General features: G+C 53.1%; 10 protein-coding genes. 3 read left to right on the forward strand and 7 right to left on the reverse strand.

Going from position 1 to position 12,711, the window contains the following annotated elements; all coding sequences use genetic code 11:
* Positions 1 to 52: 52 nt before the first annotated feature.
* A complete protein-coding gene (mdh, locus tag ABIE10_RS17555) occupies positions 53 to 988 on the reverse strand; it encodes a malate dehydrogenase (RefSeq protein ID WP_008785953.1) in 936 nt (311 codons plus the stop codon).
* A 436-nt stretch (positions 989 to 1,424) separates the two neighbouring features.
* Between mdh and argR the strand changes: the two genes are divergently transcribed.
* The gene (gene argR, locus ABIE10_RS17560; protein ID WP_003025162.1) at positions 1,425 to 1,895 is read left to right on the forward strand and encodes a transcriptional regulator ArgR; all 471 of its coding nucleotides are present in this window, start codon (positions 1,425 to 1,427) and stop codon (positions 1,893 to 1,895) included.
* Positions 1,896 to 2,271: 376 nt separating this feature from the next.
* Positions 2,272 to 2,538, forward strand: coding sequence for a peroxide/acid stress response protein YhcN (gene yhcN / locus ABIE10_RS17565; protein WP_003025165.1), 267 nt, complete (start codon positions 2,272 to 2,274; stop codon positions 2,536 to 2,538).
* 56 nt (positions 2,539 to 2,594) lie between these two features.
* Here the strand turns inward: yhcN and ABIE10_RS17570 are convergent, their stop codons facing one another.
* The 4 genes from ABIE10_RS17570 to aaeX all read right to left on the reverse strand — a co-directional run bounded on the left by ABIE10_RS17570 (position 2,595) and on the right by aaeX (position 6,109).
* Entirely contained in the window at positions 2,595 to 2,873 is a 279-nt protein-coding gene (locus ABIE10_RS17570; RefSeq protein ID WP_016154709.1) for a barstar family protein, read from the reverse strand.
* 119 nt (positions 2,874 to 2,992) lie between these two features.
* The gene (gene aaeB / locus ABIE10_RS17575; RefSeq protein ID WP_429156426.1) at positions 2,993 to 4,960 is read right to left on the reverse strand and encodes a p-hydroxybenzoic acid efflux pump subunit AaeB; all 1,968 of its coding nucleotides are present in this window, start codon (positions 4,958 to 4,960) and stop codon (positions 2,993 to 2,995) included.
* A gap of 5 nt (positions 4,961 to 4,965) precedes the next feature.
* Positions 4,966 to 5,898, reverse strand: coding sequence for a p-hydroxybenzoic acid efflux pump subunit AaeA (aaeA, locus tag ABIE10_RS17580; protein WP_016154711.1), 933 nt, complete (start codon positions 5,896 to 5,898; stop codon positions 4,966 to 4,968).
* Positions 5,899 to 5,905: 7 nt separating this feature from the next.
* Positions 5,906 to 6,109, reverse strand: coding sequence for a p-hydroxybenzoic acid efflux pump operon protein AaeX (gene aaeX, locus ABIE10_RS17585; RefSeq protein ID WP_003025177.1), 204 nt, complete (start codon positions 6,107 to 6,109; stop codon positions 5,906 to 5,908).
* A 184-nt stretch (positions 6,110 to 6,293) separates the two neighbouring features.
* On the opposite strand from aaeX, the gene aaeR reads away from it, so the two are divergent.
* Positions 6,294 to 7,223, forward strand: coding sequence for an HTH-type transcriptional activator AaeR (gene aaeR, locus ABIE10_RS17590; protein WP_016157586.1), 930 nt, complete (start codon positions 6,294 to 6,296; stop codon positions 7,221 to 7,223).
* A gap of 94 nt (positions 7,224 to 7,317) precedes the next feature.
* Here the strand turns inward: aaeR and tldD are convergent, their stop codons facing one another.
* Together tldD and yhdP are read right to left on the reverse strand one after the other, a co-directional pair.
* Positions 7,318 to 8,763, reverse strand: a complete 1,446-nt coding sequence (gene tldD, locus ABIE10_RS17595; RefSeq protein ID WP_016154713.1) for a metalloprotease TldD — start codon at positions 8,761 to 8,763, stop codon at positions 7,318 to 7,320.
* A gap of 147 nt (positions 8,764 to 8,910) precedes the next feature.
* Positions 8,911 to 12,711: an AsmA2 domain-containing protein YhdP gene (yhdP, locus tag ABIE10_RS17600; RefSeq protein WP_216404026.1), complete on the reverse strand. Its 3,801-nt coding sequence runs from the start codon at positions 12,709 to 12,711 to the stop codon at positions 8,911 to 8,913.

Below are 12,711 nucleotides of genomic sequence, written 5' to 3' on the forward strand. Positions count from 1 at the left end.
TTTGTAGGACGGATAAAGTGCTAAACACCGCCATCCGGCCTACATAAAGGCGTTATTTAACGAACTCTTCACCCAGGGTGATATCTTTCTTCAGCGTATCCAGCATACCTTCCAGTGAGCTCTGCTCAAATGCGCTCAGCTTGCCGATAGACTGGCGTTCTTCTACGCCGTTTTTACCCAACAGCAGCGGCTGAGAGAAGAAGCGAGCATACTGGCCGTCGCCTTCAACGTAAGCACATTCAACCACGCCTTTTTCGCCGCTCAGCGCGCGAACCAGTGACAGGCCGAAACGTGCTGCAGCCTGACCCATAGACAGGGTTGCAGATCCGCCACCGGCTTTAGCTTCCACAACTTCAGTACCCGCATTCTGGATACGTTTGGTCAGGTCAGCCGCTTCTTGCTCAGTGAAGCTCACGCCAGGGATTTGTGACAGCAGCGGGAGAATGGTCACGCCAGAGTGGCCGCCAATAACCGGGACTTCAACGTCACCAGGCTGCTTGCCTTTCAGTTCCGCAACAAAGGTGTTGGAGCGGATGATGTCCAGCGTGGTCACGCCAAACAGTTTGTTCTTATCGTATACGCCTGCTTTTTTCAGCACTTCTGCAGCGATAGCAACGGTCGTGTTCACCGGGTTGGTGATGATACCGATACATGCTTTCGGGCAGGTTTTAGCAACCTGCTGCACCAGGTTCTTCACGATACCGGCGTTAACGTTGAACAGGTCGGAACGATCCATACCCGGTTTACGTGCGACACCCGCAGAGATCAGTACCACATCAGCACCTTCCAGTGCAGGGGTAGCGTCTTCGCCGCTGAAGCCTTTGATTTTCACAGCAGTAGGGATATGGCTCAAATCAACGGCCACGCCAGGCGTTACTGGAGCGATGTCGTACAGAGAGAGTTCTGAACCTGAAGGCAGTTGGGTTTTTAACAGTAATGCTAGCGCCTGACCGATACCACCAGCAGCGCCGAGGACTGCAACTTTCATCCTAAACTCCTTATTATATTGATAAGCAAAGTGTCTATTGCTCCGCGGCGGCGACCTTAATTCACAAATCCAACGAATACAACAACCACGCGTCAAGAATGCGTAGTCACGCAAATTTGGCTTTTATGCATTTAACTTACGTAAAATAAAACCTAAGTTACGTAATTCAAAACCACCCGCACAGTAGAGCAACTTTCCAACAGGTGCTGACAATATACCCTACCCACCTCTCAAAACAACATCAATTTGATAACATTTAATTTACTTTTAACCTTATTTGCGAGCCGTGACACAGGCATGTTTCTTGATAACGAAATTTGATAAAATTCCGCTCTTTCATAACATTATTTCAGCCTTGAACAAGGCAGACTGTTTGCATAAAAATTCATCTGTATGCACAATAATGTTGTTTCTACCGCCATATTACGGGTGACTTATGCGAAGCTCGGCAAAACAAGAAGAATTAGTAAAGGCATTTAAAGCGCTGCTTAAAGAAGAAAAGTTCAGCTCTCAGGGCGAAATCGTCCTCGCGTTGCAGGATCAGGGCTTTGATAATATCAATCAGTCCAAGGTTTCTCGCATGCTGACCAAGTTCGGCGCCGTGCGTACCCGCAATGCGAAAATGGAAATGGTGTACTGCCTGCCGGCAGAGTTAGGGGTACCTACAACATCCAGTCCACTGAAAAATCTGGTATTGGATATCGATTACAACGATGCAGTTGTGGTTATTCATACCAGCCCTGGTGCTGCTCAGTTGATTGCACGTCTGCTGGACTCATTAGGTAAAGCGGAAGGTATTCTGGGTACAATTGCCGGTGACGATACCATCTTCACCACCCCAGCTAAGGGTTTTACGGTAAAAGATTTGTACGAAGCCATTCTGGAACTGTTTGAACAAGAGCTGTAATACTTCCTCCCCGTCGCCTCGCGGCGGGGGAAAAACCTCTGTATCCACCCTCCTCCCTCTATTATCCACTGTCATTGATTTAACAAATGGTGCGTTTAACCGTCAAAAGTCATTCACATAGCGAATATGAAGAGTTAAAAACGCACATTTTGCAAAAATTCATATCTCAATGATTTAATTGAATTTATTATAAAATTGATGTTTAAAACCCTATTTTTAATTCTGTTTGGTTATAAAAAATATTTTTCTTAATACTTAATCCCCATGGAAACAATTAGCGTGGTATTAATTTATCGAGTGATTAGTGTATACTTGATTTTGTGATGAGGGTCACGAAACGCAGACCCCAATAAAAGAATTCGACGAGGTAAATATCATGAAAATCAAAACAACTATTGCAACCTTAAGCCTTCTTTCTGTTCTCTCTTTCGGTGCAAGCGCCGCAGTGACTCAGGTGAACTCACAAGAAGCACAGAACCTGCAATCCATGGGCAGCATCTCCGTATCTCAGATCGGTAGCTCACCAATGGACATGCGTCAGGCCATCGCCGCTAAAGCTGAAAAAGCGGGTGCCAGCAGCTATCGCGTCACCGAACTCCGTGAAGGCGCTCACTGGCACGCGACTGCAGAACTCTACAAATAAACCCTCGTCGTCTAGTCCGACGACTTGCCCCCGCCTGCCGGGGGCTTTTTTATGCCTTACATTGAGTGACGAACGTTAAAGCGCAGCTGTCCTTCCAGCTCTTCTTCCGCTTCATCGAACAGTAAAATCAGCGCGCCGTATCGCCTGCGTAGCTTGTCCGGCAAATGAACAAATTCAATCTCCAGCGGCAGCGGTAAAACGTCCCCGATAACCACCTCCCACAGAGAATCTAAATCAACCACCTTTTCCCGGGCGAGACCGAACGCGCGCGTAAACTCACGGTAGAAATCCCCCTGGTCTTCTATCTCGTCAAAATCAAATGTATAGATGTTCATCTATAGCCACCATCCCGACGCCAGTCACTCTACAGACCATCAATATGCAGGAACCTCCTGCATTTTCAGGTAAGTATAGCCATAAAAAAACCGACGCCTTTAGCGTCGGTTTCCAACTCTTAATTACTGGTTAGCGCATGCTGGTATTTGTGCAGCATCCCGCTAAGTCGTTTTACCGGCTCGGTCACCTGCGGTGGCGCTTGCCAGATGATTAATTTCTCCTGATAAATCTCAAGCTCTTCCAGCAACTGGCTAAAGTAGCGTCGGCGCTTGTCGTCGTTTCCTGCGGAAATCACGTGATCCGCAGTGCGACGAAGCTGGCGATGGAACGTGGATAGATCCTCGTTTACCGGTATCGGCGCATCGCGCAGGCGCTGATGCGCAATGATCATCGTCAGCGCCAGGCGAAACTTCGCCAGGTCGCCGGGAAATTTGTTCATCAGCAAAAACAGCTGCTGATAAAGCGCCGGGAGATGGTTTTCTTTACGACGTACCACGTTGGTGGTCATCGCTGAAACCGCCGCCGAAACAAACTGGTTGAGCAACACGCGACCCGTTCTGTCACGAGAGTTATCGCGCACCAACAGAATGACGATAAATGCCAGCACGCAGCCAACAATCTGCCCCAGCGCACTGTCAAGGAACTGGCTAAAGTGGAAGGTCATCGGGTTATCCAGCACGATGATATTAATAGTGCTGGCCAGCGCCCCCATTGATCCCAGCCGTCGTTTCTGTACCTCTATACCCAGAAAGAACCCCAGCACCGCCAGGCTCAGGCACAGTAACAACATGCTTTGTTGCGTATTGGGGATAATCACCAGGAAATAGAGCGCCCCGAGCGGTAACGCCGCCAACGTACCGTAAATAAAGTCTATCGCCACCATGCGCGGGTTGGGCAAACGCATTGCCAGCGAAGTGACAACCGCAATCATCACCATTGCGCCGCTGCCGGAGGTCCATCCGGTCCACAGCCAGAATAAAGTTCCCAGCACACAAGAAAGCGTGGTGCGCCAGAAGTTGATCATCGCATGATGGCGCTCGGCAGACTCCACCTTCACTACTGGCTCACCTTGCAGGATCTCTTCTTCCGTGGCGCTAATTTTGGTATTACTCACTACACCGCGTTTGAGCAACAGGTAGCGCGTCGCGGCGCCTGCCCAACTATATATCGTGATCGGCGTTTCGCGTTCGCCGGTCCAGGCAATCACCCGCCGCATCCGCTTCAACTGTTTATGAACATCCTGCACCGTTTCAACCGGCATATTGAACAACTCGCGGAAGGTATCAGTGATCAGTTCGGGTCGAGTGTTCTGAATAAGATAGGTTTCGCAGGACTGCGTGATGAGCGTGAGTGACAGCGTGTTCAATGCTTTGAGTCTGCGGTTAGCCCGCCCCCAGCGTGAGGACTCCATATTCAGGTTACTTCGCATGCCTTCCAGTGCCGCCGTACGCCGGACTAAATCGCCCCAGGCTTTGTCCACTTCTTCACTGTCACCATGCTTAATGCACAGCTGCATAAGCTGATACTGCGCCACCAGCAGGCTGTCCAGTTCGACATCAATCTCCTGTTTCACCGAACGGGGCGAAAAGAGCAGATCGGCCACAATAGCACAGACAATCCCCATCACTATTTCACTACAGCGTTCGAGCGCAAATTGCGGCGTCAGCAGCGGTTCAGCCTGGATGGTAATGACGATGATCAGCGCCGTATAGCCCGAAAGTCCCCAGGCATAGGAGTTTTCGATCTTCACAAGCGACGAGATCCAGGTACAAAAACCGGCCCAGATACAACACACCAGGATCATCAATAACGGGGCGCGGATCATGCTGATGATAATGATCAGTGCAGCAATACAGCCGATAAATGTCCCGACAATACGCAGCATGCCGCGATAGCGTATAGCACCAGAATAGGGCTCTCCGCCAGCGGCAAAGGCCGGGCCAGCCGCCACAATGGCGGCGGTCAGCACTGCCCAGCGCGGGGTCTCAAGTTGGAAGTGAAAGCCAACGAACAGCGCCAGTACAATCGCGCACGCCAGTTTTACCGCAAAGCGGATATGCTGGTTGGCAATAGAGAAAATGCCCATCACGATTAGCCAAACTCGCGCAGGCGGTGCGCCATTTTACGGAAGAAGGATTCCCGGCTTGCATCGCGATCCTGCTTGCCGGTAATGACGACGGTAGCCGTAGTCCCCGCAGGCCACAGGGTTCCCTGCTGCTCATCAAGACGAATTCGCACCGGTACACGCTGCGCCAGACGCACCCATTCAAGATTGGAATCAATGGTCGCCATACCCTTTGCGTCCCGCGTGCTGCTGGCATTCGTTACACCAGCCGCCACGCTATCAACGGTGCCCTTCAGCACATGATTACTGCCCAGCGGGGTGATCTCTGCGCGATACCCAGGGCGGACGCCTTCCAGCTTGGTTTCTTCCATATAGGCCAGCACATAAAAAGAATGCTGTTTGACCAACGCCACCGCCGTAGAGCCGCGAGTAATAAATTCGCCGCTGTAGACGTTCAGGTTAGTCACCCAGCCATCTGCTGGCGCGCGAATGACGGTACGTTCCAGATCTAATTTCGCCAGGTCGCGGGTCGCCTGCGCCTTCGCAAGCTGGTGTAATACGGTTTGCAGGACATTGTTTGACTGGTCGATCTCTTCACGAGACATAGCCTGCACGCCCAGCCGGTTACGACGGCTGGCCTCCTGGCGTTTTTCCTGTGATAACACCTGATAGTAGGCGACGTCTGCTTCCGCTTCTTCGAGCGCTTTTTTATAGCGCGGCTGATCGATGGTAAACAGGACCTGGTCTTTCTTCACCAGTTGATTATCATGAACGTTGACGTTAGTGATAAGCCCGGCGACATCCGGGGCTATTGCCACAACGTCGGCGCTGAAGCGCGCATCACGCGTCCACGGCGACTCGGTGTAGAACACCCATGCGCGGAAAATGGCGATGAAGGCCAGAATGACCAGTACGAGAGTCGTGGCCGTACGGGAGAGTTTTCTTGTTAGTGTTTTCACTTCAACCTCAAACGAACAGGCGCGTTATTAAATAGAACAGGCAGCAATACAGCGCGGTGTTAAACAGAGCCGGGTGCCAGACAAAATCATAGATGCCAGTTGGAACCAGTACCCGGCGCACCAGCCAGAAAATCGCCAGTGACAAAAGTAATTCGAAAAAAATCGGTGGGAAGGACAGACCAAACACCACGATAACGGGAAACAGACTCATGTTGACCTTGGTAGCTTAAGAGAGTGCAGGTGATAGATTTTCTAGCGTATGTCACCGCAGAGAAGGGCAAGGATGAGCCAGGCGAGAGCGACATAGCTGTTATTTGAATAATAATATATTAACGTAACTGTTATGCTGTTATCTATATTATGTGATCTAAATCACTTTTAAGTCAGAGTGAACAATGGAACGATTAAAACGTATGTCGGTGTTTGCCAAAGTTGTCGAACTGGGCTCCTTCACCGCCGCCGCAAGACAGTTACAAATGAGCGTTTCATCGATAAGCCAGACGGTCTCTAAACTGGAAGATGAGCTACAGGTCAAGCTGCTAAACCGCAGCACACGCAGCATTGGGCTAACTGAAGCCGGTAAAATTTATTATCAGGGTTGCCGCCGGATGCTGCACGAAGCACAGGATGTTCACGAACAGCTTTACGCCTTTAACAACACGCCCATCGGCACCTTGCGCATTGGCTGTTCTTCAACCATGGCACAAAATGTCCTCGCCGGGTTGACCGCAACGATGCTGAAAGAGTATCCAGGATTGACGGTAAATCTGGTAACAGGCATCCCGGCACCGGATTTAATCGCCGACGGTCTGGACGTGGTTATTCGCGTCGGCGCGTTGCAGGACTCCAGCCTGTTTTCACGTCGCCTGGGAACCATGCCGATGGTGGTCTGCGCCGCTAAAAGCTATCTCGCGCAGTTTGGCGTGCCGGAAAAACCCGCCGATCTCAGCAACCACTCGTGGCTGGAATACAGCGTGCGCCCGGATAATGAATTCGAACTTATCGCTCCGGAGGGGATCTCTACCCGCCTGATCCCAGAAGGGCGCTTCGTGACTAACGATCCGATGACGCTGGTGCGCTGGCTGGCCGCAGGCGCGGGCATTGCCTATGTGCCGCTGATGTGGGTGATCAATGAGATCAATCGTGGCGAAGTGGAGATCCTGCTGCCCCGCTACCAGTCGGATCCACGTCCGGTCTATGCGCTGTATACCGAAAAAGACAAACTACCGCTCAAGGTCCAGGTGGTGATTAACTATCTGACAGATTATTTTGTCGATGTGGCGCAGCTGTTTCAGGGGATGTACGGCCGGGGCAAAGAGAAATAAAAAAGCCCGGTAGCGCTTTGCTTACCGGGCCTACATTCAGTGCCAGCGCACATTCCAGGCCGGATACGCTGAGTGCTATCCGGCGACCGGGTCGTTACGCAGTGCCACCTACGGTCAAGTTATCCACCTTCAGCGTCGGCTGGCCCACGCCCACCGGCAAGCTCTGTCCTTCTTTGCCGCAAACGCCAACCCCGTTATCCAGTTTCAGGTCGTTACCCACCATCGAAATCTGCTGCATCGCTTCGATACCGGAGCCAATCAGCGTTGCGCCTTTCACCGGTTTGGTCACTTTACCGTTTTCAATCAGGTACGCTTCGGATGTCGAGAATACAAATTTCCCGGAGGTGATATCCACCTGACCGCCGCCAAAGTTAGGCGCATAAATACCGTATTCAACGGATTCGATGATTTCCTGCGGCGTGGATTTCCCCGGCAGCATATAGGTGTTGGTCATACGCGGCATCGGCAGGTGCGCGTAAGATTCACGGCGACCGTTACCCGTTGGCGCTACGCCCATCAGGCGCGCATTCAGTTTGTCCTGCATGTAGCCTTTCAGAATGCCGTTTTCGATCAGCACGTTGTACTGACCCGGTGTCCCTTCGTCATCGATAGCCACGGAACCACGACGGTCCGCCATTGTGCCATCATCCACAACGGTACACAGTTCTGATGCCACCAGCTCACCCATGTGACCGCTGAATACCGAGGTGCCACGGCGGTTAAAATCACCTTCCAGACCATGACCGACCGCTTCATGCAGCAGAACACCAGGCCAGCCAGCGCCGAGTACTACCGGCAGCGTACCTGCAGGCGCTGCTACCGCGGACAGATTGACTAACGCCATGCGTACGGCCTCTTTCGCCCACGCGTCGGCACGGACTTCACCATCAAGGTCGCCAAGGAAATAGTCATAGCCAAAACGACCGCCGCCACCGCTGGCACCGCGCTCACGCTTACCGTCCTCTTCGACCTGTACGCTTACGGACAAACGTACCAGCGGGCGGACGTCAGCGGCCAGCGTACCATCAGTCGCGGCCACCAGGATCAGTTCATAAACACCGGTCAGGCTGGCGGTCACTTCCTGGACGCGTTTGTCGGCGGCACGGGCCACGTTGTCTACGCGGCGCAGGATATCCAGTTTTTCTTCGCGGCTCATGCTCTGCAGCGGATCAACCGAGGTGTAAAGCGCCTGATGCTCCACGGCCCCCAGCGTTTTTACTTTGCCGTCACCGTTGTCACGCACGATAGTACGCGCGGCATGAGCGCTTTGTTCCAGCGCCAACAGGCTAATCTGGTCTGCATAGGCAAACCCTGTTTTCTCGCCGCTGATGGCGCGCACGCCAACGCCCTGATCGATATTGTAAGAACCATCTTTAATGATGCGGTCTTCTAAAACCCAGGATTCGTGATAGCTCGACTGAAAATAGAGATCGCCGTAATCAAGACGGCGTTCGGCCAGTTGGCCCAGGATGGCAAACAGATCCTGATGTTTCAGGCCATTTGCCGCTAGCAATTGTTCACTTACCAGGTTCAGACTCATCGTTTTGATTACTCATTTAATTCTGCCGGATAGCGGAAAAAACGCCTTATCCGGCCTACGTTGTTAGGCTGCTGTAGGCCGGATAAGCGCTGCGCCATCCGGCAATACTATGTACTGAGATTGGGGCAATTACTCGCCCCCGTCAAATCATTGCTGGCTTTCTTTGCGCGGCTGACGCAGAACTTCGTTAATTTGCGGCTTATCGACCGGACCAGTGATGCGATAGCGCAGAATTGAGACTTTGCTCCACAGCGGCCCCAGTACCTTACTGGCGGCAAACACCGCCGCACCAACAATCGGGTTGACGGCAAACGCGGCGGCAACCCCTACGGTGGCAGATATTTCTGGTGCGACGATGGCTTCCATGTCCAGCTCCCGGCGTACCAGGTTCACCGAGCCTTTCATCGCAATGTCGGCTTCCAGACCATCCACCAGCGTGTCGTCGGTATGCATCACGCCATCTTTGATCCACGCCGTGCTGCGAATCGAGTCGAAATAGAAGCCTTCGCTGAAGGTGTCGCTAAAATCAAAGCGCAGTTTACGCAGTAACGCATCGAAGCTTAGCAGACGTAACAGTTGCCCCGCATGTCCGGTACTGAGTTCGGTAAGTTCGCCTTTGCCCAGCCGGGTACGCAAAATACCATTCAGCGAGGCTACATCAGGATCCCACGGCGGATTACGCCAATGCAGATCATACTCCACGTTGAATGAAGAATTGCGGATCGGCGTTGATACGCCAAAGAAACCGGCTGCGGAGTCAATTTTATTGCCGCTCAGTTTACCCTTCAGCGACGTTCGCTCCTTGCCCGGCGCATTCACCCACACGCCGTCGGTGGTCAGTCTGGCAAAACCCGTATCCAACAGACCGTTACTCAAGGTGAGCGTGTCGCCTTTAATCGCTACATCGGCGTCAATGCGCCCGTATTTCTGTCCCCACATCCAGCACTCGGCACAGCGCAGCTGAAGGTCCGGCCAGCCACGGAAGCTGACGTTGTCGATGGCTGAGAACGGCGAGGCTGGCGTACTATTTTGTGACGGTTTTGCCGCGCTTGGGTTGTAATAAAGATACTTAATATTGGCCAGCCACGGCGCATTATTGCGCATAGCCAGCGTGGCGTTAATTTCACGGCCCTGCGCCTGCACGGTGGAGCCATTGCTCGCAGGCTCAGAAACGATACTCAAATTATTCCACTGTTGACCGCCCAGGGATAACGATGGCGTACGCACCGTGATGCGCTGCGGGAAGTTAGCGTTGCTGCCCACGTTATCCACAGCGCCTTTCTGGAATAACGCCAGCCATTGCGCGCCATCCATAGGGGGAAGATTAAGCTCTATGCCTTGTTGATCGGGTAACGCTGGCACGGTGCGGCTTTCCGACGCCCAGATTGCGCGGTCAAGCGTCAGTTTCTGATTCAGCAGCCAGCGGCTATTAAAATGATTCTTGCTGCCAGCGTTGCCGGTCAGATCAAAGCTGCGCAGATTGCCGTTGGCCTTAACGTTCACCGGCAACGCCTCACCGGCCGCCTTATTCAGCGGAGAAGGTAAGTGACTACTTACATTCTTGAGGTCGCCCTTTAACTCAACGTTGTAGGTCGGCCCAGCATGATACGGAAGATCGATTCCTACCTTGCCATTCCACGCTATGCTACCGTTCAACGCGTCGTTGACCTGCGCCGGTAAAATCCCCATGCGGCTTGGCTGCCAGTCACCTTGCAGATTCACGGCTACCTGATAGGCTTTCGCCCCTTCGGTCGTGGAAAAGTCGACGTTCAGCGGCTGATTAAACCAGTTCGCGGTCATCGGCTCGCTCTTCAGATCGCCGTTGATAAAGCTGAATTTACCATTCAAATTCTTCAGCGTGCTGTCGAGCGGTTTAATAAACAGGCTGTTATCACGCAGGTTGACGTCACCTTTGGCGGTAACCAGCGAGCCGTCTAGCGGAATATCAAGATGTAAGCGAGCATTCACATCGCCGTCAATCTGCAACTGCTCAAGCGTAGCGCCGAGTGAATCCTTCAATGGCGTCTCATCAAAATAAGGTCCAACCGCCTTGCCCGGCCCGTTGATGTCGGCATCAATCAGCAGTTTTTCTTTGGCATAGTCGGGGATGTTAGCCGTCAGATTACTGGCCTTCACGCCGCCCAGATTAACGCTATCGGTCTTCATCCACAGGCCGTCGTTAATGAAGTTCAGTTCAATATTAAGGTCAGTCAGCGCGGGCCAGTCGGGCTGGAAAGCAAACTTCGCATTGCGAAGCGGCACCAGTACCTGGAACTGCCCTTCATTGTGTAGATACGGGAACAGATGCGGGTCGCCGCCATACACCAACGTGGCGTTATCCGCTTCGCCGCCCTGAATAGCGCCGCTGAGGTAATCAACAAGCTCTTTGCCCATCAGGTTTTCCGGGAAGTAACGCCAGGCCTGAGAGCCATCGTCGGTGCTGATACCTGCCAGAATGCCCAACCATGGCTCATCATTGGCGGGCTGCAGATAGCGAAAACCACCGCGTGCGTGTACCGCTTTCGCTTTAACATCAATATTGCGCCCATCTAACTGGAAACCTTTATCATTCTTCAGCCAGCTTAGCGTCGCTACGCCGTCCTCTATTTCCAGCGGTGCGCGAAAGACGGTTTCATACGGCATTTTAGCTTGCTTCATGGAAGCAGTGAGCGCCCCGTTTTCAACGCTGCCCGCAAGCCTACCGGAGAAATGCTCTGCCCCTGGCAGCAGCTTCCACTGTTTCCAGGCCAAATTGGTCCACGAGGACTGGAAGCGGGTTTTTTCTGTTGCCTGTAACGGGATATCCAGCGCCAGCACATCTATTTTGCCGCTCGGCTGCGTGGCCCGCCAGATATCACCCAGCGCAGGCGATAACTTGGCCGCCATCGGACGCAGCCCTTCTAACCCGGCCAGCTCCAGATTGCTGGCGCGGATGCGTAGCTCGTCGCTGCGTTTGTTATTCTCGCCGCCGACTTCCTGTTCAGGGATCCAGGCCAGCGCTAACGCCCCGCTTGGCCAGGGTTTATCATCCATCGTGATACGGGTATCGGGAATGGAGAATTGCCAGCCCGACTGCTCGCGGCTGATGTGCGCCGTCAGGTTATCGACGGAGAGCGTGTGCGTACGATTCTCTCCCAGCCAACTTGCCCCACCTTTTTTCAGCCAGACATCGCCGCCGGAAACGACGCCTTTTCTGATCGTCATCCATGCTTCCAGGCTAAAACGCGCGGTTTGCAACGCGACATTATCCTGCATCCATTTACCCAGCCACGGCTTGACGTCGATATCGTCGGCCTGCAGCCAGACCCGACCGTTATTCAACAGCCCGTTGTCATCACGCAGATCCATTCGAACCTGCATAACACCGTGCTGCCCGGTCAAACTGGAGAGACTGACCTGGCCTTCAGCGCGATGCCGATTTTTACCGTTAAGCCAGGTAAGCTGTGGGATCGCCAGTTCTGCACGCTGGCCTGAGAGGGTTAAAAAGCTAATCTGGCTGTCGCGTAGATCGAAATGATCAAACTGACGCAGGAAGAGATCGCTCAGGTGGCCGGCTTCAATTCCATCACCGCTTTCGCTGCGCTGGATGGGGGTGTTGGTACGCAGCTGCAACTGCCAGAAGGTGAGATCGCGAAACTGCCAGCGCATGTGCAGCAAGCTTTGCCACACATCCAGCGCTAAGGTGACGCGCTTTACCGAAAATTCACCGCCGTCTTTAAGCTGCGCGTGGATATCGCGCGCTTCAAGAGTAGGACCGAAATTTTGCCAGCTAGCGGAAAGTTGGCTGGCGGAGACGGGCAGACCGGTGGCGGATTCAATCTTGCCAAGGATGGCCGGACGCCAGCTATCAAGATGAGGTAGCGCAAGGCGCAGCCCACTGACCAGCAGCGCTGCGATGACAACGAATGCGGCTCCAGTGAGCAGTAATATCCCCGGCAATCGCCTCAC

The sequence above is a fragment of the Citrobacter sp. 506 genome, from assembly GCF_050434985.1.
GTDB classification, from domain to species: domain Bacteria; phylum Pseudomonadota; class Gammaproteobacteria; order Enterobacterales; family Enterobacteriaceae; genus Citrobacter; species Citrobacter braakii.

What these genes read in the sequence shown, in the direction of transcription:
- argR (WP_003025162.1), top strand. Translation starts at nt 1,425, where the DNA reads ATGCGAAGCTCGGCAAAACAAGAAGAATTAGTAAAGGCATTTAAAGCG.
- tldD (WP_016154713.1), bottom strand. Translation starts at nt 8,763, where the DNA reads ATGAGTCTGAACCTGGTAAGTGAACAATTGCTAGCGGCAAATGGCCTG.
- aaeR (WP_016157586.1), top strand. Translation starts at nt 6,294, where the DNA reads ATGGAACGATTAAAACGTATGTCGGTGTTTGCCAAAGTTGTCGAACTG.
- mdh (WP_008785953.1), bottom strand. Translation starts at nt 988, where the DNA reads ATGAAAGTTGCAGTCCTCGGCGCTGCTGGTGGTATCGGTCAGGCGCTA.
- aaeB (WP_429156426.1), bottom strand. Translation starts at nt 4,960, where the DNA reads ATGGGCATTTTCTCTATTGCCAACCAGCATATCCGCTTTGCGGTAAAA.
- yhcN (WP_003025165.1), top strand. Translation starts at nt 2,272, where the DNA reads ATGAAAATCAAAACAACTATTGCAACCTTAAGCCTTCTTTCTGTTCTC.
- ABIE10_RS17570 (WP_016154709.1), bottom strand. Translation starts at nt 2,873, where the DNA reads ATGAACATCTATACATTTGATTTTGACGAGATAGAAGACCAGGGGGAT.
- aaeX (WP_003025177.1), bottom strand. Translation starts at nt 6,109, where the DNA reads ATGAGTCTGTTTCCCGTTATCGTGGTGTTTGGTCTGTCCTTCCCACCG.